Origin of the sequence: Microbacterium festucae, from assembly GCF_025421715.1 — a bacterium.
Lineage (GTDB): Bacteria > Actinomycetota > Actinomycetes > Actinomycetales > Microbacteriaceae > Microbacterium > Microbacterium festucae.
In genome coordinates, this window is the sequence record NZ_JAOEFC010000003.1 from 263,686 (window position 1) to 284,725 (window position 21,040).

The 21,040-nt window shown below is 72.7% G+C and carries 20 protein-coding genes; 13 read left to right on the plus strand and 7 right to left on the minus strand.

Annotated elements, in window-relative coordinates:
• Nucleotides 1-101 precede the first annotated feature (101 nt).
• From N3K63_RS11560 to N3K63_RS11580, 5 genes are all read left to right on the plus strand, one after another.
• Nucleotides 102-1,190, plus strand: coding sequence for a DNA glycosylase AlkZ-like family protein (locus N3K63_RS11560; protein ID WP_261580326.1), 1,089 nt, complete (start codon nucleotides 102-104; stop codon nucleotides 1,188-1,190).
• Nucleotides 1,191-1,339: 149 nt separating this feature from the next.
• Nucleotides 1,340-2,293 carry a squalene cyclase gene (locus tag N3K63_RS11565; RefSeq protein WP_261580327.1) on the plus strand — a complete coding sequence of 318 codons (954 nt, stop codon included), beginning with the start codon at nucleotides 1,340-1,342 and terminating at the stop codon, nucleotides 2,291-2,293.
• A 30-nt stretch (nucleotides 2,294-2,323) separates the two neighbouring features.
• Entirely contained in the window at nucleotides 2,324-3,088 is a 765-nt protein-coding gene (locus N3K63_RS11570; protein ID WP_261580328.1) for an NYN domain-containing protein, read from the plus strand.
• A 133-nt stretch (nucleotides 3,089-3,221) separates the two neighbouring features.
• The gene (locus tag N3K63_RS11575; protein ID WP_261580329.1) at nucleotides 3,222-4,541 is read left to right on the plus strand and encodes an O-acetylhomoserine aminocarboxypropyltransferase/cysteine synthase family protein; all 1,320 of its coding nucleotides are present in this window, start codon (nucleotides 3,222-3,224) and stop codon (nucleotides 4,539-4,541) included.
• Nucleotides 4,538-5,854, plus strand: a complete 1,317-nt coding sequence (locus N3K63_RS11580) for an LLM class flavin-dependent oxidoreductase (RefSeq protein WP_261580330.1) — start codon at nucleotides 4,538-4,540, stop codon at nucleotides 5,852-5,854. Before N3K63_RS11575 ends, N3K63_RS11580 begins: the two co-directional genes overlap by 4 nt.
• A 985-nt stretch (nucleotides 5,855-6,839) precedes the next feature.
• On the opposite strand, the gene N3K63_RS11585 is transcribed toward N3K63_RS11580, so the two are convergent.
• From N3K63_RS11585 to N3K63_RS11600, 4 genes are read right to left on the minus strand one after another with little or no spacing between them, the layout of a single operon-like run.
• Nucleotides 6,840-7,757, minus strand: coding sequence for an ABC transporter substrate-binding protein (locus tag N3K63_RS11585; RefSeq protein ID WP_261580331.1), 918 nt, complete (start codon nucleotides 7,755-7,757; stop codon nucleotides 6,840-6,842).
• Between the two features lie 45 nt (nucleotides 7,758-7,802).
• A complete protein-coding gene (locus N3K63_RS11590; protein WP_261580332.1) occupies nucleotides 7,803-8,516 on the minus strand; it encodes an ABC transporter permease in 714 nt (237 codons plus the stop codon).
• Nucleotides 8,513-9,205, minus strand: coding sequence for an ABC transporter permease (locus N3K63_RS11595; RefSeq protein WP_261580333.1), 693 nt, complete (start codon nucleotides 9,203-9,205; stop codon nucleotides 8,513-8,515). Before N3K63_RS11595 ends, N3K63_RS11590 begins: the two co-directional genes overlap by 4 nt.
• Nucleotides 9,202-10,125: an ABC transporter ATP-binding protein gene (locus tag N3K63_RS11600; RefSeq protein WP_261580334.1), complete on the minus strand. Its 924-nt coding sequence runs from the start codon at nucleotides 10,123-10,125 to the stop codon at nucleotides 9,202-9,204. Before N3K63_RS11600 ends, N3K63_RS11595 begins: the two co-directional genes overlap by 4 nt.
• A gap of 96 nt (nucleotides 10,126-10,221) precedes the next feature.
• Between N3K63_RS11600 and N3K63_RS11605 the strand changes: the two genes are divergently transcribed.
• A complete protein-coding gene (locus N3K63_RS11605) occupies nucleotides 10,222-11,649 on the plus strand; it encodes a dihydrolipoyl dehydrogenase family protein (protein ID WP_261580335.1) in 1,428 nt (475 codons plus the stop codon).
• On the opposite strand, the gene N3K63_RS11610 is transcribed toward N3K63_RS11605, so the two are convergent.
• Together N3K63_RS11610 and N3K63_RS11615 are read right to left on the minus strand one after the other, a co-directional pair.
• Nucleotides 11,634-11,840 carry a helix-turn-helix domain-containing protein gene (locus N3K63_RS11610; RefSeq protein ID WP_261580336.1) on the minus strand — a complete coding sequence of 69 codons (207 nt, stop codon included), beginning with the start codon at nucleotides 11,838-11,840 and terminating at the stop codon, nucleotides 11,634-11,636. The two genes, N3K63_RS11605 and N3K63_RS11610, sit on opposite strands and share 16 nt — an antisense overlap.
• On the minus strand, nucleotides 11,840-12,304 hold the full coding sequence (locus tag N3K63_RS11615; RefSeq protein ID WP_261580337.1) for a DUF2975 domain-containing protein: 465 nt from the start codon (nucleotides 12,302-12,304) through the stop codon (nucleotides 11,840-11,842). The genes N3K63_RS11610 and N3K63_RS11615 overlap by 1 nt, the downstream gene beginning before the upstream one ends.
• A gap of 236 nt (nucleotides 12,305-12,540) precedes the next feature.
• Here N3K63_RS11615 and N3K63_RS11620 point away from each other — a divergent pair, with 236 nt between their 5' ends.
• Entirely contained in the window at nucleotides 12,541-13,413 is an 873-nt protein-coding gene (locus tag N3K63_RS11620) for an EamA family transporter (protein WP_261580338.1), read from the plus strand.
• A 71-nt stretch (nucleotides 13,414-13,484) separates the two neighbouring features.
• Here the strand turns inward: N3K63_RS11620 and N3K63_RS11625 are convergent, their stop codons facing one another.
• On the minus strand, nucleotides 13,485-14,240 hold the full coding sequence (locus N3K63_RS11625) for a GntR family transcriptional regulator (protein WP_261580339.1): 756 nt from the start codon (nucleotides 14,238-14,240) through the stop codon (nucleotides 13,485-13,487).
• 169 nt (nucleotides 14,241-14,409) lie between these two features.
• Here N3K63_RS11625 and N3K63_RS11630 point away from each other — a divergent pair, with 169 nt between their 5' ends.
• From N3K63_RS11630 to N3K63_RS11655, 6 genes are read left to right on the plus strand one after another with little or no spacing between them, the layout of a single operon-like run.
• Nucleotides 14,410-15,342 carry a phosphate/phosphite/phosphonate ABC transporter substrate-binding protein gene (locus N3K63_RS11630; RefSeq protein ID WP_261580340.1) on the plus strand — a complete coding sequence of 311 codons (933 nt, stop codon included), beginning with the start codon at nucleotides 14,410-14,412 and terminating at the stop codon, nucleotides 15,340-15,342.
• A 53-nt stretch (nucleotides 15,343-15,395) separates the two neighbouring features.
• Entirely contained in the window at nucleotides 15,396-16,214 is an 819-nt protein-coding gene (phnC, locus tag N3K63_RS11635; protein ID WP_261580341.1) for a phosphonate ABC transporter ATP-binding protein, read from the plus strand.
• Nucleotides 16,211-17,959 (plus strand): PhnE/PtxC family ABC transporter permease, encoded by a 1,749-nt coding sequence (locus tag N3K63_RS11640; RefSeq protein ID WP_261580342.1) that lies wholly within the window; start codon nucleotides 16,211-16,213, stop codon nucleotides 17,957-17,959. The genes phnC and N3K63_RS11640 overlap by 4 nt, the downstream gene beginning before the upstream one ends.
• The gene (locus N3K63_RS11645) at nucleotides 17,956-19,131 is read left to right on the plus strand and encodes a TIGR03364 family FAD-dependent oxidoreductase (RefSeq protein WP_261580343.1); all 1,176 of its coding nucleotides are present in this window, start codon (nucleotides 17,956-17,958) and stop codon (nucleotides 19,129-19,131) included. The genes N3K63_RS11640 and N3K63_RS11645 overlap by 4 nt, the downstream gene beginning before the upstream one ends.
• Nucleotides 19,128-19,838 carry an HAD family hydrolase gene (locus tag N3K63_RS11650; protein ID WP_261580344.1) on the plus strand — a complete coding sequence of 237 codons (711 nt, stop codon included), beginning with the start codon at nucleotides 19,128-19,130 and terminating at the stop codon, nucleotides 19,836-19,838. The genes N3K63_RS11645 and N3K63_RS11650 overlap by 4 nt, the downstream gene beginning before the upstream one ends.
• Complete coding sequence (locus N3K63_RS11655) at nucleotides 19,838-20,971, plus strand: zinc-binding dehydrogenase (RefSeq protein ID WP_261580345.1); 1,134 nt, start codon at nucleotides 19,838-19,840, stop codon at nucleotides 20,969-20,971. The genes N3K63_RS11650 and N3K63_RS11655 overlap by 1 nt, the downstream gene beginning before the upstream one ends.
• Nucleotides 20,972-21,040 lie beyond the last annotated feature (69 nt).

Consider the following 21,040-nt stretch of genomic DNA (forward strand, 5'->3'; position numbering starts at 1 on the left):
ATGCGGGGCGGCACGCCCAGGGCCGCCGCCCGCACGGATGCCGGGGCACCGGCCCGCGGCATCCGGCCGCCCGTGTCGGACGGGGCCGCTACGCTCTCCCCATGCATCGGCTGACCCGCGACGAGGCGCGCCGCATCGCCGTGCGCGCGCAGCTGCTCGACGCCGACCGGCCGGGTGGCATCGTCGAGGTCGCCGAGCAGCTCGGCGCGATCAAGATCGACCCCACGGCCACCATCGCCCCGGCCGAGCAGACCATCCCGTGGACGCGCATCGGCTGGTCCTACGAGCCCGGCCAGCTCAAGAAGGCCGTCGAAGACGACCGGCAGCTGTTCGAGCATGCGGGGCAGTTCCGGCCGGCGTCGCTGCTGCCCCTGATGGCGGCGCGGATGCGGGGGCGCGAGCTGCGCGCGTCGACCGTCGAGTACCTCGACGCCAACGCGCGGTTCCGGCGCGACATCACCCGGCGCCTCCAGAAGGAGGGGCCGCTGCTGGCCTCCGACATCCCCGACACCAGCGTCGTGCAGCGATCGAACGAGAGCGGCTGGTACGGGTCGAACCAGGTGCCGCGCATGCTCGACCTGCTCGAAGCCATCGGCGAGGTCGCCATCGTCGGGCGCGAGGGGCGCCTGCGGCGGTGGGACGTCACCGAGCGCGCCTGGCCGGCGAACCTGCCCGCCCCCGGCTACGACGAGGCCGAGCGGATGCTGGAGGCACGGCGCCTGCAGGCCCTCGGCATCGCGCGCCGCAAGACGTCGTGGTCGGGCGTCGGCGACGCCGGCGAGCCCGCCGAGGTCGAGGGGAGCGCCTGGAAGTGGCGCGTCGACCCCGAGGCGCTCGCCGCGCTCGATGACGACCCCGGCGGCCGCGTGGCGATCCTCAACCCCTACGACCGCATGCTGTTCGACCGGCCGCGGCTGGCGGAGCTGTTCGAGTTCGACTTCGTGCTCGAGCAGTTCAAGCCCAAGGCGCAGCGCCGCTACGGCTACTTCGCGCACCCGATCCTCATCGGCGACCGCTTCGTGGGGCAGCTCGACGCCGAGCTCGACAAGAAGAAGGAGAACCTCGTCGTCACCGCCGTGCACGAGATGATCCCCTTCGACGACGAGGAACGCGAGATGGTGGATGCCGAGATCCGCGATCTCGCCGAGTGGATCGGCGTGCCCGTCGTCTTCGCCTCGGGTCGCGCCTGACGGGTCGCGCCTGACGGGTCGCGCCTGACGGGTCGCGTCTGACGGGGACGCGCCCGACGGGGAAGCGCCCGACCGGGCCGGGCCTGCCCGGTGGACTCGCGCGCCGAACCCCCTCGCGCGGTGTCGGAGGGGCGTCCTACGGTGGGCGCATGACCGACACCGCCGTCCTGGACTGGCTGCTCGACTCCGACCCCACGCTGCGCTGGCAGGTCGAGCGCGACCTCGCCGGGGCGCCCGAAGAGGTGTGGCGCGCCACGCGCGCCCGCATCCCGCGAGAAGGTCACGGGGCGCAGCTGCTGGCCCATCAAGACCCCGACGGCCAGTGGGCCGGGGGTGCGTTCTTCCCCGCCGGGTGGGAGAACGAGGATCACTCCGACGAGGCCGGCCAGCCCTACACCGCGACCACGTGGACGCTCACGACACTCCGCGAATGGGGGACGGATGCCGCCGCCCTGGCGGGCACGGGTGACAAGCTCACCGCCGCCCGGTGGGAGTACGACGACCTGCCCTACTGGGACGGCGAGGTCGACGTGTGCATCAACGCGATGACCCTCGCCAACGGCGCCTGGCTCGGGCGCGACATGAGCGCCCTGGCGGCCTGGTTCGGCGAGCACCAGCTGCCCGACGGCGGCTGGAACTGCGAGTGGGTGGAGGGGTCGACGCGCTCGTCGTTCCATTCCACGATCAACGCGGTGCGCGGGCTGCTGGCCTACGAGCAGCTCACCGGCGACGACGCCACCGCCGAGGTGCGCCACCGCGGCGAGGAGTACCTGCTCGAGCGGCGCCTGCGCTACCGGCTGTCGACGGGCGAGGTCGTCGGGCCCTGGGTGGGGATCGGCGTCTACCCCTTCCGTGCGCCGTTCACCGCCGTCAAGGCGGTCGATCACTTCACCCAGGCCGCCGTCCACGACGGGCGCCGACCCGACCCGCGCATCGGCGAGGCGATCGAGGGCGTGCGCGCCGACCGGCAGCCCGACGGCCGGTGGCTGCAGGAGCACCGGTTCGAGGGGCGGGTGTGGTTCCCGCTCGATGTCGACCCGGGTGAGCCGTCGCGGTGGGTCACCTTCTTCGCCCAGCGCGCGCTCGACATCTGGGACGCGTGACCCACGCGGGCCACCTGCGAGACTGGACCCATGCCGCAGACCACACCGTCCACACCCGGCGACCTGCTCGCCGTGCTCATCGACGCCGACAACGTCTCGCCGTCGCGCATCGGCGCGGTCCTCGCCGAGATCGCGCAGTACGGCACGGCATCCGTCAAGCGGGTCTACGGCGACTGGACATCGAACCAGCTCGCCAAGTGGAAGGTCGCCGCCAGCGAGCACGTCATCCAGCCGATGCAGCAGTTCGCCAACACGACGGGCAAGAACGCGACCGACTCGGCCCTCATCATCGACGCGATGGACCTGCTCTACACCGAGCGCTTCCGCGGGTTCTGCATCGTCTCCAGCGACAGCGACTTCACTCGCCTGGCCTCGCGCATCCGCGAAGACGGCGTGACCGTCTACGGGTTCGGTGAGCGCAAGACCCCCGAGGCGTTCCGCAACGCCTGCGACCAGTTCACCTACCTCGAGGTGCTCGAAGCGCCCGCCCAGCCGGATGCCGTCGCCGAAGACGCCGCGCCCGCCCCGCGCCAGGAGCGCCTCCCCGCCGCGAAGCTCAAGCAGGACGCGCGCCTGGTGGGCCTGCTGCGCTCCAGCGTCGAGGCCGCCGCCGACGACGAGGGCTGGGCCGGGCTCGGTGCGGTCGGCCAGCTCGCCCGCAAGCAGCAGCCCGACTTCGACTCCCGCAACTGGGGGTACGCGAAGCTGTCCGACCTCGTGAAGACCATCGGGCTGTTCACCGTCGAGGTGCAGCCGGTGGGCGTGCGTCTGCGCAACAAGAAGACCGCGAAGTAGCCCGGTCTCCGGGGGTCGCCGCGCCGTCGACGCCTGTCCCGCCGCCCGCGCCGATCCGTAACAGGGCGACTCCGATCCGGGGATCGCGCCGGGCTCGTTGCACCATGGGTGGACGAGTTCTGGGAGGACGGTCATGGGGCGAGGATTCACGACGCGGCAGGTGCACGACCGGGTGCGCCTGCATGGGGCGACGCCGCGGGCGACGCCGATCCACCTGACGGCCGGGTTCGAGTTCGACGAGTACGGCGCCGCCGCCGCGCACTTCGGTGCCGGCGAAGGCTACGCCTACACGCGCATCGGCAACCCCACCGTCGAGACCGTCGAGTCGACACTGGCCCGGCTCGAGGGCGGGTCGCAGGCGCTGCTGCTGGCCAGCGGCCAGGCCGCCACCACCGTCGCGCTGCTCGCACTGGCCGCCGCGGGCGATCACCTGGTCGTATCGACCCACATCTACGAGGGCACCCGCGGGCTCATCCGCGACAACCTGAGCCGGTTCGGCATCACGGCATCCTTCGTCGACGACATCGGCGACCCCGCCGCGTGGGAGGCGGCCATCCGCCCCGAGACGCGGGCGCTGTTCGCCGAGTCGATCTCCAACGCCACCAACCGCATCCTCGACATCGAGGCCGTCGCCGCCGTCGCCCACGCGCACGGCATCCCGCTGGTCATCGACAACACCTTCGCCACGCCCTACCTGCTGCGGCCGATCGAGCACGGCGCCGACGTGGTCGTGCACTCGGCCAGCAAGTTCCTCGCAGGCCACGGCAATGTGCTCGGCGGCGCGATCGTCGACAGCGGCACCTTCGACGCCGAGCGTTCGGGTGCCCTCTTCCCCCATCTGGTCGAACCGGGTCGCGGCGGCACGCCGTCGATCGCCGAGCGCACCGGCGGTGACGCCCGCATCGCCTACGCCCGCGAGTCGGTCGCGCCGCGACTGGGACCGACCCCCTCGCCGCTGAACGCCTTCTTCATCGGGCAGGGCATCGAGACGCTGAGCCTGCGCGTCGACAGGCAGAGCCGCGGCGCCCTCGCCGTCGCCCAATGGCTGCAGACCCGGCCGGAAGTGGCCGCGGTCGACTACGCCGGTCTCGCCTCGCACACCGATCACGCGCTCGCGGCGAAGCTGCTGCCCGACGGATACGGCGCCGTGTTCACCTTCACCCTGCGCGGCGACGCCGACACGGCGCGGCGCGTGGTCGAAGGGCTCGGCACCTTCACGCACATGACCCACCTGGGCGATGTGCGCTCGCTCGTGCTGCACCCGGCCACCACCAGCCACGTCGCCCTCACGCCCGAGGAGCGCGCCGCGCTGGGGGTGTTCGACGGCACCCTGCGCCTGTCGATCGGCATCGAAGACGTCGTCGACCTCATCGACGATCTCGAGCAGGCCTTCGAGGCCGCCGGGATCGCGCGGATCGCGCCCGTGCACGACACGGTGGTCGTCACGGCATGAGCCGGCCGCAGCATTTCGGCTGGTTCCTCGCGCGCGGCTTCGGCCCGCACGGGTGGGGGTATCCCTCCCTCGACTGGGATTACGACTGGACGCGCCCCGACCTCTACCAGCAGTCGGCGCGTGAGCTGGAGCAGGCGGGCTTCGACTTCCTGCTCATCGAAGACGCCCCCTCGCTGGGCTCGGAGCGCACGATCGACCTGCGGGTGCGGCACGCGTTCGGCGGGCCCAAGCACGATCCGCTGCTGCTGGCGCCCTACCTTTTCCAGGCCACACGCACCCTCGGCGTCATCCCGACGGTCAATCCCGCCGCCTCCCTGCCGTACACCGCCGCGCGCCAGTTCGCGACGCTGCAGCACCTGAGCGGGCACCGCCTCGGCCTCAACGTCGTCACCGACACCGGCAGTGCGCGGCACTTCTCGGATGCCGCGCCGCTCGCACACGACGCCGCCTACGACCGCGCCGAGGAGTGGCTGGCGGGTCTGCGCGAGCTGTGGCACTCGTGGGGCGACGGCGCGCTGGTCGCCGACCCGGCATCCGGGGTCTACGCCGACGGCGGGCGCATGGATGCCGTGCGTCACCGCGGCGAGCACTTCTCGTTCGACGGTCCGCTCAACGCGCTCCCGTTCCCCAGCGGCGACCCGGTGATCGCCTCCCCGGGCGGATCGGGCCGGGGGCTGGCATTCGCCGGCGCCAACTCCGATATCCAGCTGGCGCTGGCGCCCCTGCACGAGAAGAGCGTGCGCGAGTATCGGGCGCGCATCCACGAGGCGGCCGTCGCCGCCGGTCGGGCGCCCGAAGACATCCGCATCATGTTCGCGATCCAGCCGACCATCGTCTCCAGCCGCGACGAGGCCGACCGGATCGTCGCGGCATCGGCGGCCCCCGACGACGCCACGCTCGTGCAGGTGGCCCGCAAGCAGTCGAGCGACCTCGAGACCGACCTCACCGCCCTCGACCTCGACAAGCCGCTCGATGTCGCCGTCTTCGGCGACCACGTCTCGCACGGCTCGATCCGCCGGCTCACCGGTGACCGCGACGTGGACACCACACCGCTGCGCGTGCACCTGACCGCGCTCGCGCGCCTCGGACGTCTCTCCGACCGGTCGGGCTTCGTCGGCACCGCCGACGAGTTCGCCGACCTCATCGAAGAGCTCGGGGGCTGGGGCAACGACGGCGTGCTGCTGTGGGGCGACCTGCATCCGGTCACCGTGCACCGCACGCTCGACGAGCTCGTTCCGGTGCTCCGCCGCCGCGGCATCCTGCGTCGTGAGCAGATCGACGGCGGTCTGCACGCGACCCTCCGCGCTTTCTGAGGCGGGGGTAGGGCGGCGCTCGGGTGGCGGCTGGGCGCGGGGGCACCTGGTTGCGGCGGGGCGTGTCCCGCAGAGTGCGGGTGTGAGGCCTGGAAGTCGCTGTTTCCGGGACGTGCTCGGGTGGCGTGTCCCGTGATGTGCGGGTGCGGTGGCCGGTAGTCGCTGTTTGTGGGACGTGCTCGCGGGCCGTGTCCCGGGCTGTGCGGGTGTGGTGGCCGGGAGGCGCCGTCTGTGGGACGTGCTGGGGTGGCGGGTCCCGCAATGTGCGGGTGTGGTGGCTGGGAGTCGCTGTTTGTGGGACGTGCTCGCGGGTCGTGTCTCGGACTGTGCGGGTGGGTGGCCGGGAGTCGCTGTTTGTGGGACGTGCTCGCGGGCCGCGTCCCGCGATGTGCGGGTGCGGTGGCCGTAAGTCGCCGTTTGTGGGACGTGCTCTCGGGCCGTGTCCCAGATTGTGCGGGTGTGGTGGCCGGGAGTCGCTGTTTGTGGGACGTGTCCAGTGGCGGGTCCCGCAATGAGCGGGTGGGGGCGTAAGTCGCCGTGTGCGGGACCTGGTGGCCGGCCCGGTACCGAAGACTGCGGATGCGGCGGCGGTCGCGCACTCGTGGCATCTACCTCCGATTCGTCCCGCCGACGGCAGCTGTGACGGCGGCATCCGACTATCTGCGGGACATGCTCGGGGCGCGGGTCCCGCGAACGGTGGGTGCGGGCCTCGCGACTCGCGCTTTGCGTGACAGGCTCCGGAGCCGGGTCCCGCGAACGGCGGGTGCGGGCCCTGCAACCCGCACATTATGGGACACGCACCCGCGGCCCGTCCCGCACACAGTGGGTGCAGGCCCCCGCAACCCACCGATTGCGGGACATCCCCCACCCCCACCGCCACCCCCACCCCCACCGGCACCTCGAAAACAACACACCCCCCCCCAACCCAAAGCCCCCGCCTCCCCAGAGTCGGGGCGGCGGGGGCTCGGGTGCGCGAGCGCGGGTGTCAGTCGAGCAGGCCCTCGTCGGTCAGCCACTGCGTCGCGATCTTGTCGGACGAGAGCTGGTCTTCGGTGGACTGCACGTTGAGGGCGACCAGGCCCTCGGGGGTGAGGGCGGCCGAGACCTTGTTGATGACGTCGGCGATCTCGTCGGAGACGGAGGCGCTCACCAGCGGCACCACGTTCGACGCGAGGAACAGGCCCTCGGGGTCTTCGAGGGTGACGAGGTCGTTCGTCTTGATCAGCGGGTCGGCCGAGTAGACGTTGGCGAGCTGGATGCTGCCGGCGACGAGCTCGTCGACGGTGGTGTCGGCGGTCGCCTCGAAGGTGACGTCGACGCCGTAGGTCTCCTTCAGGCCGGCGGGGCCGTAGGGGCGCTGCTCGAGCTCGGGCGCGCCGCCCAGCACCAGCGGCGAGATGCCGGCCAGGTCGCCGATCGTGGTGAGGTTGTTCTCCTCGGCGAAGGCGGCGGTGACGTTGTAGGAGTCCTGGTCGGTCGCGGGCGACTGGTCGAGCACGGCGAGGCCCTCGGGGAGGGCGTCCTGCAGTGCGGCGTAGACATCGTCGGAGGTCGTGGCGGTGGTCTCGGGGTCGAAGAACTGCAGCAGGTTGCCGGTGTACTCCGGCGTCAGCTGGATGGTGCCGTCTTCGAGCGACGGGATGATGGCGTCGCGCTGACCGATGTTGAACTGGCGGTCGACGGTGAAGCCGGCGTTCTCGAGCGCCTGGGCGTAGATCTCGGCGATGATCTCGTTCGAGTAGTAGGCCTGCGAGCCGATCGTGATCGTCGACGACGAGCCCGACGGGGCCGTGGTGGCCTCGCCTTCGGTGAGCGAGCCGCTCGAGCCGCAGGCGCTCAGGGCGAGGGCGGTGGCAGCGGCGGCGCCGACGACGAACGTCAGGCGGGTGCGGGTGCGGGACATGGCGGGTGCCTTTCTGTGGATGCTGTGTGGTGCGGGAGGGAAGGGTCAGGCGGGGGCGGGCTGGGCGGCGGGCGCGGATGCCGGTGCGGCACGGCCGCTGACCCCGCGCGGCACGACGAGACGCTGCAGCAGCGCGAACAGCCCGTCGAGCACGAGGGCGAGGGCCACCACGAGGATCGAGGCGCCGAGGATCTGGTCGGTCTGGCGCAACTGGATGCCCTGGATGATGTAGAAGCCCAGGCCGCCGAGGCCGATGTAGGTGGCGATGGTGACCGTCGCCACCACCTGCAGCGTCGCAGAGCGGAGCCCGCCGATCAGCAGCGGCAGGCCGAGGGGCACCTCGACCTTCCAGAGGATCTGCCACTCGGTCATCCCCACGGCGCGCGCGGCCGAGATCACCGATCGGTCGATAGCCTCGAAGCCGGCGTAGGCCCCGGCGAGGATCGACGGGATGGCGAGGATGACGAAGGCGAGCACCGCCGCCTCGCTCTTGTAGACGACGCCGAAAACGAGGTACAGCAGCACGACCAGGCCCAGCGTGGGGATGGCGCGCGCGGCGCCCGAGAGGGCGACGGCGAACTCGCGCCCCCGTCCGGTGTGCCCGATCGCCCAGCCGACGGGGATGGCGATGAGCGCGGCGATCAGCACCGACCCGAACGTGTAGGCGAGGTGCTGGGCGATGGCCTCGGGCAGCGGCAGCGAGCCGGTGAGCCGGTCGGGGGAGAAGATCCACGCGAACGCGTCGACGAAGAGGTTCATGCCACCCCCTCCGCGGCCAGCCGCTGCATGGCGCGACGCTCACGACGACTGTTCTCGCGGCGCGGCACCCACGGCATCAGCACGCGGCCGGCGAGCACCAGCAGCAGGTCGACGACGAGGGCGATGACGATCACCAGCAGCACGCCGGCCAGCACCTCGGGGATGATGCGCCGCTGCGACCCGTTGGTGAACAGGTAGCCGAGGTTCTGCACCCCGATCAGGATGCCGACGGTGGCCAGCGAGATGGTCGAGGTGGCCGTCACGCGCAGCCCCGCCAGCAGCACCGGGCCCGACAGCGGCAGATCGACGGTCCAGAAGCGGCGCCACGGGCCGTAGCCGACGGCGACGGCGCTGTCGCGGGTGGCCGGGTCGACCGAGTCGAGCCCGTCGGCCACCGAGCGCGTCATGATCGCGACGCCGTAGATGGTCAGCGCGATGATGAGGTTCGTCTCGGACAGATAGGGGATGCCGAACACCGCCCACAGCAGGGCGAACAGGCCCAGCGACGGGATCGTGTAGAGCAGGCCGATGGTGGTGAGCACCGAGCCGCGCAGCTTCGTGAACCGCCACGCGAGCCAGCCGATCGGCAGGGCGATGACGAAGCCCAGCACGATCGCGATGACGCTCTGCCGCAGGTGCGCGACGGTGAGCTCCCCGATCAGGTCGAGGTTGTCGAGCACCCAGTTCACGGGCCGGCCTTCTCGCCACCGCCACCGGCCCCGACGCCCGCAGCCCCCACGCCACCGACCCCCACGCCCGCGCCACCGGCGCCGGCACCGACGGCATCCGCCTGGCCCGGCACGAGCACGCCCTGGGTGCGCCCGTCGCTGTCGACGAGCACCTGCCCGCGGGCGGTGTCTTTCAGGTGCAGCGCACGGGCACCGCGCTCCGAGCCGATGAAGTCGGCGACGAAGTCGCTGGCCGGGTTTTCGAGGATCTCGCTGGGGCTGCCCACCTGCGCGATCTTGGCGCCCTTCTCGAGGATGACCACCTGGTCGCCCAAGAGGAACGCCTCGTCGATGTCGTGCGTGACGAACACGACGGTCTTGTCGAGGTCGCGCTGCAGGCGGCTGGTCTCGGCCTGCAGCTCTTTGCGCACGATGGGGTCGACGGCGCCGAACGGCTCGTCCATCAGCAGGATGTGCGGGTCGGCCGCGAGTCCGCGGGCCACGCCCACGCGCTGCTGCTGACCGCCGGAGAGCTGCCGCGGGTAGCGGGTGGCGAGGGAGCGGTCGAGGCCCACGACGTCGAGCAGCTCGAGCGCACGGGCGCGCGCCTGCGCACGCGGCACGCCGCTGAGCACCGGCACCGTGGCGACGTTGTCGACGACGGAGAAGTGGGGGAGGAGCCCCGAGTTCTGCATGACGTAGCCGATGCCGCGGCGCAGCTTCACGGGGTCGCCGGTGGTGATCGGCTCGCCGTCGATGCTGATGACGCCCGACGACGGCTCGACGAGTCGGTTGATCATGCGCAGCAGGGTGGTCTTGCCGCACCCCGAGGAGCCGACGAACACGGTCGTGCGGTGCGCGGGGATCACGAGGCTGAAATCGTCGACGGCGAGGGTGCCATCGGGGAACTGCTTCGTGACGGAGCGGAACTCGATCGCCAATGTCACCTCCGGGTCGGGGTTCCACCCAATCACAGCCCTCCGACACCCTCGCAAGGGGGTGGTTTATTGCGTCACAGTCGGATAGAGGTGGAGACCATGGATGCAGCCCTCTACGACCTCATCGTGATCGGTGCCGGACCCGTCGGCGAGAACGTCGCCGACCGTGCCGTGCAAGGCGGACTGACCGCCGTCATCGTGGAGAGCGAGCTCGTCGGCGGCGAGTGCTCCTACTGGGCGTGCATGCCCTCCAAGGTGCTGCTGCGCGCCGGCGCCGCCCATCACGCGGCGCTCGACGCGCCCGGGGCCGGCGAGATCGGCGACATCGACGTCGCCGCGGTGCTGCGCCGCCGCGACGAGATCGTGCACGAGTGGGACGACTCCGGCCAGGTCGGCTGGCTGCAGAGCGCCGGCATCGACCTGGTGCGCGGCCACGGGCGGCTGAGCGGCCCGCGTGAGGTGACGGTGACGGATGCCGGGGGCACCGAGACCGTGCTGCGCGCCCGGCACGCGGTGGCGGTGTGCACCGGATCGGCCGCGCTGCTGCCCGACGTCGACGGCCTGGCCGAGGCATCGCCGTGGACGAGCCGTGAGGCCACCGGCGCGCCGGAGGTGCCGGCGTCGCTCGTGGTCGTCGGCGGCGGCGTCGTCGCGTGCGAGATGGCCACCGCCTACGCCTCGCTCGGATGCCGGGTGACGGTGCTCGCGCGCACCCGCCTGCTGGGCGGCATGGAGGAGGTGGCCGGCGACGCGGTCGCCGACGCCCTGCGCGCCGCGGGCGTGGACGTGCGCCTGCGCACCGAGCTTGCGGCCGTGCGCCGCGACGGGGAGAGGGTCGTGGTGACCCTGGCCGGCGGCGACGAGGTGGAGGCGGCGGAGATCCTCGTGGCGACCGGGCGCGTGCCGCGCACCGGAGACCTGGGACTGGAGACGGTCGGGGAGGAGCCCGGCGCGTGGCTCGAGGTCGACGACACCCTGCGCGTGCGGGGCAGCGACTGGCTCTACGCCGTCGGCGACGTCAACCACCGGGCGCTGCTGACCCACCAGGGCAAGTACCAGGCCCGCGCGGCCGGCGACGTGATCGCCGCCCGGGCTTCCGGCGCCCCGGTCGACGACGCGCCGTGGGGCGTGCACGTGGCCACCGCCGACCACGACGCCGTGCCGCAGGTGACCTTCACCGACCCGCAGGTCGCCTCGGTCGGGCTCACCGCCAGGGCGGCGGAGGAGAAAGGGCTGCGCGTGCGCGTGCTCGACATCGACCTCGCGCAGATCGCGGGCGCGTCGACCCAGTCCCGCGACTATGTCGGGCACGCCCGGGCGATCGTCGACGAGGACCGCGAGGTGCTGGTCGGGGCGACGTTCGTCGGCCCCGAGATCGCCGAGCTGCTGCACAGCGCCACGATCGCGGTCGTCGGCGAGGTGCCGCTGCGGCGACTGTGGCACGCGGTGCCGTCGTACCCGACGGTGTCGGAGGTGTGGCTGCGCTGGCTCGAGCAGTACGGCCGGCCCGCTCAGTCGGCGTCGTAGCGCAGCAGGTCGCCGGGCTGGCAGTCCAGCGCCCGGCACAGCGCCTCGAGGGTCGTGAAGCGCACCGCCTTGGCGCGGCCGTTCTTGAGCACGGCGAGGTTGGCCGGGGTGATCCCGACCAGCTCGGCGAGGGTGCCCACCGACATCTTGCGGCGGGCGAGCATCACGTCGACGTCGACGACGATCGGCATCAGATGACCTCGTCCAGCTCGAGTCGCAGCTCGGTCGCCTGCCGCAGCAGTCGCTTCATGACCACCACCAGCAGCGCCATGCCGCCGAGGGTCAGCGCGCCGCCGCACAGAAGGGCCACCACCCCCGGCGCGGTCCGACCGGGCGCGAGGGCGACCGCCAGGCCCGCCGTCAGCACCGCGGCGGCGGCCACCGCGCCGACGATCACGTCGACGTCGCGGAACGCCGCGGGCGAGAACACCGCGCCGCGGCGCACGAGCGTGAGCAGGCGCCAGACGCACACCGCGAACACCTGCAGGCACGCCACCCCGAGCACCACGGTGGCGCACACCCAGATGCGCCCCCACAGCGCCTCCGCCGACAGGTCGAGCCACAGCAGCGGCACGAGCACACCCTGCACGACCAGCGAACCGGCCAGGCTCACGGCGATGATGACGCGCAGGATCACGATGGTGGCCGCATGCATGGCATCCTCCGTTGTTCGATGGGAATCTATCGAAAAACGATAGCATCGGGCGGGGCGATGCGACAGGGCGGATGCTGATAGCGTCGGTGTCGACAGCGCCTAGGGTTCCGGGGCCTCACCGCCCGCCTGGTCCGAGCGGCGCCACGCACGACCCCCAGCGGTCGGGCGTCATCTGACAGGACAAAAGCCCGGAGGACCCCGCTCGTCGCGCCTCGCGCCGGGCCGAAGGGTCCCGCATGTCCGCTCTCGCCATCGTCCTCGTGCTCGGCGCCGCCGTGGCCCACGCCGCCTGGAACGTGCTCGCCCACGGCAGCAGTCGCCTGGGCCTGCCCTTCCTGTGGTGCGGGGCGCTGGTGAGCACGCTGATCTGGGCGGTCGCGCTGCCGTTCACCGGCGGCATCGGCGACGACCTCGCCGGGTTCCTGCTCGGGGTCGGCGTCTCGGCGGTGCTGCACGTGGCCTACATGCTCGTGCTGCAGCGCGGCTACGCCGCCGGGAGTCTCTCGACCGTCTACGCGATCGCCCGCGGCACCGGGCCCCTGCTGGCCGTCGTCGCCGCCATTGTGCTGCTGGGCGAGCGCCCCGCCCCCGTGGCCCTGGTCGGCGTGGTCGCCGTCATCGTCGGGGTCGTCGGCATCGGCCTCGTCGACCGCGGCGGCGAGCGGCCGGCGGGGCGGCGCGGACTCGACCCGGCGATCGTGTTCGGCCTGCTCACCGGCGTCGCCATCGCCGCCTACACGATCTGGGACGCGCACGCCCTGCGCGCCTGGCAGGTGTCGCCGGTGGCCTTCATGGTCGGCTGCACCGCGCTGGAGGTGCCGCTCTTCTCGATCACGCTGCTCGTGCGCCGCCGTCACCGCGAGGTGGTCGCCGTGGCCCGTGCGGCGTGGCGGCCGCTGATCGCCTTCGGCATCCTCTCGCCGCTGTCCTACATTCTGGTGCTCACCGCGATCACGATGGCCCCGGTCGCCCTCGTCGCGCCGATGCGTGAGCTCAGCGTCGTGCTGGTGAGCCTGTTCGGCGCATTCGTGCTGCGCGAGCCGCGCCCGGGCGCGCGCATCGCGGCGTCGGTCGTGGTCGCCGGCGGCATCGTGCTGCTGGCGCTGTGAGCGGCCCGCTGTGAGCCGCCCGCACCGAGCCGCCCGCACCCGCCGCCCGCACCCGCGGCGGCGTGCCGGGGTCAGGACGAGCCGCGCAGCGCCCGCACGTAGTGCTCGCCGGTGCGCGAGCGACCGGATGCCGAGACGGTGAAGCGCACGATGTCGCTGCGGTAGCGGTCTTCCGAGGCTTCGAAGGTGCGCCCCTCGCCGTCGCGGGAGACGCGATGCAGGCGCAGCACGGGGGAGCCCTCGGCGATCGCCAGGTGGCGGGCGTCGAGCTCGTCGGCGGCCACCGCGTCGATCTCGTGGTCGACGTCGTGCGAGCCGAACCCGTGGGCCTCGAGCACCTCGGTGATCGACACCGCGTCGAGGTCGACGCCGAACAGCACCCGCCCGGCGGCCTCGGTGTAGCAGAGCCGCTCCAGCATGGTCGGGATGCCGCCCAGCAGCCGCAGGCGCAGCACCTGCACGATGGGGTCGCCCTCGGCGATCTCCAGGAGCGCGGCGCGTTCGGCATCCGCCCGCCGCAGCGACAGTTCGTGGGTGACCGCTCCCGGGGCGGCGCCGATCTCGCGCGCCCAGCGGGTGAACGGGATCGACACGTCCACCGCCTGCTGCGCCTTGCGGTCGAGCACGCGGGCCGGGCGCCCGCGGGTGGTCTCGATGAGGCCCTCGTGGCGCAGTTCGGCCAGGGCATTGCGGATCGGGCCGCGCGAGGTCTGCCAGCGCTCGGCCAGCTCCGCCTCGGTCGGCACGTCTTCGCCCGGTGAGAACTCTCCGTTGACGATGCGTGCGCGGAGGTCGTCGGCGATCTGCTTGTACATCACGTCAGCCACATAGGAACACTACTCATGACGGGCCTCGACGGTCCAGAACGCACCGATTGTTCACCTTGCGGAGACATAGGTGAACAACGTTTGAACATTGCAAAGGTAGGTAGTTTTCTCCGGCGAACGGGTGCGAGAGTTCTCGAGGTTCGTCCCTCACACCACCCGAAAGGCACTCATGAACCTCCGTGCACGCAAGGCGTCTCTGGCTCTGGCCGGCGCCGCGCTCCTGGCCCTCGGCCTCTCCGCCTGCTCCGGCACCGCCGACGCCGCCGAGCAGTCCGGCGCCGCCGACGCGAACGCCGGCTACGCCGTCGACGCGAACACCCTCGTCTTCGGGGTCGTCCCCGACTCGGCCGACACCGAGACCAACTACCAGCCGCTCATGGACTACATCGCCCAGGAGACCGGCAAGACCGTCGAGTACCACGAGTCCACCGACTACGCGGCCCTCATCGAGGCCGCCATCGCCGGCAAGGTCGACGTCGCCTCGTTCTCGGGCTTCACCTACATCACCGCCACCAACAACGGCGCCCAGCTCACCCCGATCTCGTCGATCGTCACCGCAGAGGGCCAGGAGCCCGGCTACTACTCGCAGGCCATCGTCCCGGTGGACAGCGACATCACCTCGCTCGCCGACTTCAAGGGCAAGAAGGTCTGCTTCGTCGACCCGTCGTCGACCTCGGGCTACCTCTTCCCGACCTACAACCTGCTCGGCGAGGACATCGACTCCGAGACCGACGTCACCCCCGTCTTCGCGGGCAAGCACGACGTGTCGGTGCAGAAGGTCGGCGAGGGCGTCGAGTGCGAGGCCGGCTTCGCCGAGGACAGCGAGGTCGAGAAGAGCGACAAGGTGAAGGTGATCGCCGAGACCATGGTCCCCGGCGCCCCCATCGTCGAGTCGGCCACCCTGCCCGACGAGCTCAAGCAGCAGCTGCGCGACATCCTCTCCGAGGTCACCATCGACGAGATCATCGCCTCGGGTGTCACCAGCGCCGACAGCGACGGCTTCCGCAGCGTCTTCTACGCGACCAAGCCCGTCGACGATGCGTACTACGACACGATCCGCGACATCTGCGAGAAGACCAACGCGAAGCAGTGCCAGAGCTGAGCCCGGCTCGGCCCTGACCACCGCACCCGACAGCCCCTGATCCGGAGAACAGCATGAGCAGCACGACGAACACCATCGTCCGCCTCGACGGCGTGACCAAGCGCTTCGGCGTCACGACCGCACTGGAAGACGTGTCGCTGAGCGTCGAGCGCGGCGAGATCGTCGTGCTGCTCGGCCTGTCCGGATCGGGCAAGTCCACCCTGCTGCGGCACCTCGACGGCCTGGAGGTTCCCACCTCCGGCGCCGTCGAGGTGCTGGGCGAGCAGGTCACCCGCCTCTCCGGGCGGCGCCTGCGGGCCCTGCGCGGCCAGGTCGGCTTCATCTTCCAGCAGTTCGAGCTGGTGCCCTCCCTCACGGTGCTCGAGAACGTGCTCACCGGCGCGCTCGCCGGCATCCGCGGCCCGCGCCTGGGGCTCTTCTCCTACGCCAAGGCGCGCAAGCTCGCCGCCCTCGGCCACCTCGACCGCGTCGGCCTGCTCGACCGGGCCTACCAGCGCGCCGACACCCTCTCCGGCGGGCAGCAGCAGCGCGTGGCCATCGCCCGCGCCCTCATGCAGAACCCCAAGGTGCTGCTCGCCGACGAGCCGGTCGCCTCGCTCGACCCCGAATCCAGCGACCAGGTGATGTCGCTCATCCGCGAGATCGCCGCCGACGAGGGCCTCACCGTCATCTGCTCGCTGCACCAGGTCGACCTCGCCATCTCGTGGGCCGACCGCATCGTGGGCCTGCGCCACGGCCGCGTCGTGCTCGACACCCCCACCGAGCAGCTCAGCAAGGCCGAGGTCATGGAGATCTACGGCCGCGTGGCCACCTCCACCGCCGAGCTGCGCGTCGTGCAGGACGAGCTGCTGGCCGCGGAGGTCGTGCAGTGACCACCCTCGCCAGCCCGCCCCGCGCCGGCGCCCCCGCCGCGAGCGTCGCCGAGCGCGCGCCGCGGCGCCGCGTCTCGCCCGAGCGCATCGCCGCCGGGCTCACCCTCGTCGCCATCCTCGGCCTGTCGGTGGCCGCCCTGCAGGGCGTCGAGATCTCGATCCCCAACATGCTCGCCAGCTGGGAGAACGCGGAGCGCTTCTTCGCGCGCGTCGGCGGCATCGAGTTCCCGCCCGCCGACGAGCTGTGGAACCTCATCTGGCTCACCCTCGGCCTCGTGCTCACCGGCACGCTGCTGGCCGCGGTCATCTCGGTGCCCGTCGCCTACCTCGCCGCCGCCAACACCACCCCCGGCAACGGCTGGCGCGCCGCCGCCCGTTTCTTCGGCGTCTTCACGCGGGCGCTGCCCGACGTCGTGCTGGCGATGGTGTTCGTGCTGATGTTCTCGCTCGGCGCGCTCCCGGGCATCCTCGCCATCGGCATCCACTCGATCGGCATGATCTCGAAGATGTTCGCCGATGCCATCGAGCAGATCGACGAGGGGCCGCGCCTGGCCATCCGCGCCGCCGGCGGATCGAAGCTGCAGGAGTTCACCGGCGGCGTGCTGCCGCAGGTGATGCCCTCGTGGGTGGCCACCGTGCTGCACCGCAACGACATCAACCTGCGCGGTTCGGTCGTGCTCGGCTACGTCGGCGTGGCGGGCCTGGGCCTGGAGATGTCGTACGCGTTCAAGTCGCTCGACTACGCGCTCGGCCTCGGCATCGCCGTCGTCGTGTTCGTGCTGTGCGTCGTGATGGAGATCGTCTCGTCGCTGGTGCGCGCGGCGATGCTCGGCGAGACCGGCAACCGCGGCTCGTGGGCCGACCGGATGCTGCGCCGCGGGCGCCGCGGCGGCGTCGCGGCCGCCGTCGCCCCGCGCACCGGCGAGAAGCACACGCCCGCCTGGGCCGCGAGCCCCGCCGCGGCGCTGCGCCGCCCGTGGACGGTGCACCGGGTGCGCAACGTCGTCGCCGGATGGGTGGCCGCCGCCCTCGTCGTGGCCGCCGTGTGGGTGTGCGACATCACGTGGAGCGACTTCGTCACCTTCTGGGCGAAGATCCCCGCCGTGGCGGTGCAGTTCTGGCCGCCCACCTTCGGCGTCTACGGCGCCGAGCGGATGCTGGGCGCCATGGCCGAGACCGTCGCCATCGCCCTGGCGGCGACCCTGCTCACCCTCGCGCCGTCGATGATCATCGGCTCGTTCGCCGCGCGCAACGTCGCCCCGAACGGCGGCATCCGGGGACTGGCCCGCTTCCTGCTGGTCGGGGTGCGCGGGGTGCCCGAGATCATCCTCGCCATCGTGCTCATCGTCATCACCGGGCTCGGCACCCAGGCCGGCGTCATCGCGCTCGCCTTCGGCAGCATCGGCCTGCTCGGAAAGCTCGTCGCCGACTCGCTGGAAGAGGTCGACCGGGGACCCGAGCGCGCGCTCACCGCCGCCGGCGCCACGCGTCTGCAGGTGTACGCCGGCGCCACGGTGCCGCAGGGCACCCGCGCCCTCATCGGCCACTCCTTCTACGTGCTCGACACCAACATCCGCGCCGCGACGATCCTCGGCGTGGTCGGCGGTGGCGGCATCGGCTACTACCTGCTCAACGCGAGCCAGGGCTCCAACTACGGCATGGTCACCGCGATCGTGCTGATGATCCTCGTCACCGTGCTCGCGGTGGAGGGCATCGCGATGTGGATGCGCAAGGTGTTCCGTTGAGCGCCGCGCACGGCCCGGTCGACGTCCTCGTCATCGGCGGCGGCATCGTGGGGCTCGGCGCCGCCTACGCGGCCCACCGCCGCGGGCTGAGCGTCGCCGTCGTCGAGCGGCAGCAGCGCGCCACCGGCGCCAGCATCCGCAACTTCGGCCACCTGTGCGTCACCCCGCAGACCGGCCAGGCGCTGGCCTACGGCACCGTCGCGCGAGAGCTGTGGCGGCAGCTGGCCGCCGAGGCGGGGCTGTGGCTGCGCGAGACCGGCACCGTCGTCGCCGCGCGTCACCCCGACGAGCTCGCCCTCATCGCGGCGCTGCGCCGTGAGCGCGAGACGGCCGGGCGCCCCGGCGAGGTCGTGGAGCTGGGCGCCGACGAGGTGCGCCGGCTCACCGGCATCACCGCCCCCGAGCTGCAGGGCGGCGCGCTGCTGCCCCGCGACCTGCAGGCCGACCCGCGCGAGGCCGTGCCCGCCGTCACCGCCCACCTGCAGGCCCAGGGCGTGCGCTTCCACCTGCGCACCGCCGTCACCGGCATCCGCTCCGCCGACGGCGGGGTGCGCGTCGAGACGACCCGCGGCCCCCTGTCGGCGGGCACCGTGGTCGTCGCCGTCGGCCACGACATCGATCAGCTGCTGCCCGAGCTGGCCGAGAGCGCCGACGTGCAGCGCTGCACCCTCGACATGCTGCGGGTCGCCATGCCCGCGGCGGTGCGGCTGGAGGCGCCGGTGCTCACCGGCTGGTCGCTCATCCGCTACGGCGCGTTCGCGTCGCTGCCCGAGGCCGCCCCGGTGCGCGCGCGGCTGCACGGCGACCGGCCCGACCTCGCCGCCATCGACCTCAACCAGATGTACACGCAGCGCCCCGACGGCACCCTGCTGGTCGGCGACACCCACGCCCGCGACATCTCGCCGTCTCCGTTCCAGACCGAGGTCGCCGCCGACCTCATGCTCGCCGAGACGCAGGCGCTGTTCGGCGCGGCACCGCGGGTGATCGAGCGCTGGCAGGGCGTCTACGCCTCGGGGCGCGGCGACTACCTCGTCGCCGAGCCGCAGCCGGGCGTGCACGTGGCCGTGGTCACCACCGGCATCGGCATGACCACCGGCCTGGGCCTGGCCGAGGCCACCATCTCGCGGGTCTTCGGCCCGGCTCCCGCCCTCTCCCACGAAGGAACATCATGACCACGACGCTCGTCTCCGCCCCCGTCGCCACCGTCCCCGCACTGATCGTGCTCGACATGGCCGGCACCACCGTCATCGACGACGGCATCGTCGAGCAGGCCTTCGCCCGCGCCGCCGAGCGCTCGGGGTTGCCCATCACCGACCCGGATGCCGCGCTGCAGTACGTGCGCGACACGATGGGCCAGTCGAAGATCGACGTGTTCACCCACCTCGCCGGCGGTGACCGCGCCGCCGCCGAGCGTGCCAACGCCGCCTTCGAAGCCGCGTACCGCGACCTCATCGCCGAGGTCGGCGTGAGCGAGATCGACGGGGCCGGCGAGGTCATCGCCGGGCTCGCCGCGGCCGGGGTGCCGGTCGTGCTCACCACCGGCTTCGCCCCCGACACCCGCGACGCCATCCTCGCCGCGCTGCCGTGGGCCGGCGCCGTCACCGCCGCGCTGTCTCCGGTTGACGCCGGGCGCGGCCGCCCCGCACCCGACCTGGTGCTCACCGCCGTCGTGCGCGCGCAGGCGCCGTCGCTGGCGGCGACGGTCGTCGTCGGCGACACCGCCAGCGACGTCGAGAGCGGCCGCCGCGCCGGCGCCGGGCTCGTGGTGGGCGTGCTCACCGGGGCCCACGACCGGGCGGCCCTCGAGGCCGCCGGTGCCGACGCCGTCATCGACGGCATCCGCGACCTGCCCGCCCTCCTCGCCGCGCGCGGTCTGTGATGCCCGCCGGGACGGCTCTGCGCGGCGCCGCCTACCGCTACCGCTTCGCCCCCGAGGCGGCCACCGCGATGGTCTGGATGGGGCAGGGGCGCCCCTTCGAGGCGGTGGCCGTGCTCGACATCGAGTTCGGCCCGCGCGACGTGCTCGTCGAGATCGAGCTCGCCACGGTGTGCGGCTCCGACGTGCACACCATCGACGGCCGCCGCTCGTCGCCGGCGCCCTCGGTGCTCGGCCACGAGTACGTCGGCCGGGTCGTGGCCGCCGGCGTCGACGCGCGGCTGGCCGACGGCTCCCGCGTGCAGCTGCGCGACCGCGTGGTGTGGTCGGTGACCGTCTCGTGCGGGGTGTGCGTCACCTGCCGCCGCGGCATCCCGCAGAAATGCGTCGAACTGCTGAAGTACGGGCACGAGCGCTTTGACGGCGACTGGCCGCTGTCGGGCGGCTTCGCCACGCACGCGCACCTGCGCGCGGGCACCGCGATCGTGAAGGTGGCCGACCACGTCGCCGCCGAGGCGCTGGCGCCGGTGTCGTGCGGTGTCGCCACCGCCGCTGCGGCCCTCGCCGCCGCCGAGCAGCTGCACGACCTCGACGACGCGACGGTGCTCGTCAGCGGCGCGGGCCTCATCGGCCTGGCCGCCGCGGCACTGGCCGCCGACGCCGGCGCGCATGTGGTCGTCGTCGACCCGGTGCCCGCCCGGCGCGAGCTCGCCCTGCGCTTCGGCGCGGCGGCGGCCGTCGACCCCGGCCGCGGCTCGTCGGCGCGCACCGTGGCCGCCGCCTGCGACGGCGGGGCGCCCGACGTGGTGATCGAGGCCTCCGGCTCGCGCCGCGGCGTCGAGCTGGCCCTCGCGGCTCCCGCCGTCGGCGGCACCGCCGTGCTCGTGGGCAGCGTGTTCCCCGACGACCCGGTGGGACTCGACGCCGAGCGCGTCGTGCGGGGCCTGCTCACCGTGCGCGGGGTGCACAACTACACCGCCGCCGACCTCGCCCGCGCGGCGCGCTTCGTCACGGCATCCGAACGGCGGATGCCGTGGGCCGAGCTCGTCGGCGCGACCCTGCCGCTGTCCGACCTGGCCGGCGCCGTCGCCCTCGCCCAGACCGGCCGCCACGTGCGCGTCGCCGTCCGCCCCTGACCCCCCGCCTGGCCCGGCGGGGCGCTCGCCGAGACGGTGCACCATCTCGGTGAGAGAAGGTGCACCATC

Bases quoted from the DNA above. Each gene is read 5' to 3' on its own strand.
- N3K63_RS11650 (WP_261580344.1), top strand. From the start codon at position 19,128: ATGACCACGACGCTCGTCTCCGCCCCCGTCGCCACCGTCCCCGCACTG.
- N3K63_RS11630 (WP_261580340.1), top strand. From the start codon at position 14,410: ATGAACCTCCGTGCACGCAAGGCGTCTCTGGCTCTGGCCGGCGCCGCG.
- N3K63_RS11610 (WP_261580336.1), bottom strand. From the start codon at position 11,840: ATGCCGATCGTCGTCGACGTCGACGTGATGCTCGCCCGCCGCAAGATG.
- N3K63_RS11655 (WP_261580345.1), top strand. From the start codon at position 19,838: ATGCCCGCCGGGACGGCTCTGCGCGGCGCCGCCTACCGCTACCGCTTC.
- N3K63_RS11565 (WP_261580327.1), top strand. From the start codon at position 1,340: ATGACCGACACCGCCGTCCTGGACTGGCTGCTCGACTCCGACCCCACG.
- N3K63_RS11580 (WP_261580330.1), top strand. From the start codon at position 4,538: ATGAGCCGGCCGCAGCATTTCGGCTGGTTCCTCGCGCGCGGCTTCGGC.
- N3K63_RS11605 (WP_261580335.1), top strand. From the start codon at position 10,222: ATGGATGCAGCCCTCTACGACCTCATCGTGATCGGTGCCGGACCCGTC.
- N3K63_RS11590 (WP_261580332.1), bottom strand. From the start codon at position 8,516: ATGAACCTCTTCGTCGACGCGTTCGCGTGGATCTTCTCCCCCGACCGG.
- phnC (WP_261580341.1), top strand. From the start codon at position 15,396: ATGAGCAGCACGACGAACACCATCGTCCGCCTCGACGGCGTGACCAAG.
- N3K63_RS11620 (WP_261580338.1), top strand. From the start codon at position 12,541: ATGTCCGCTCTCGCCATCGTCCTCGTGCTCGGCGCCGCCGTGGCCCAC.
- N3K63_RS11615 (WP_261580337.1), bottom strand. From the start codon at position 12,304: ATGCATGCGGCCACCATCGTGATCCTGCGCGTCATCATCGCCGTGAGC.
- N3K63_RS11570 (WP_261580328.1), top strand. From the start codon at position 2,324: ATGCCGCAGACCACACCGTCCACACCCGGCGACCTGCTCGCCGTGCTC.
- N3K63_RS11560 (WP_261580326.1), top strand. From the start codon at position 102: ATGCATCGGCTGACCCGCGACGAGGCGCGCCGCATCGCCGTGCGCGCG.
- N3K63_RS11575 (WP_261580329.1), top strand. From the start codon at position 3,222: ATGGGGCGAGGATTCACGACGCGGCAGGTGCACGACCGGGTGCGCCTG.
- N3K63_RS11585 (WP_261580331.1), bottom strand. From the start codon at position 7,757: ATGTCCCGCACCCGCACCCGCCTGACGTTCGTCGTCGGCGCCGCCGCT.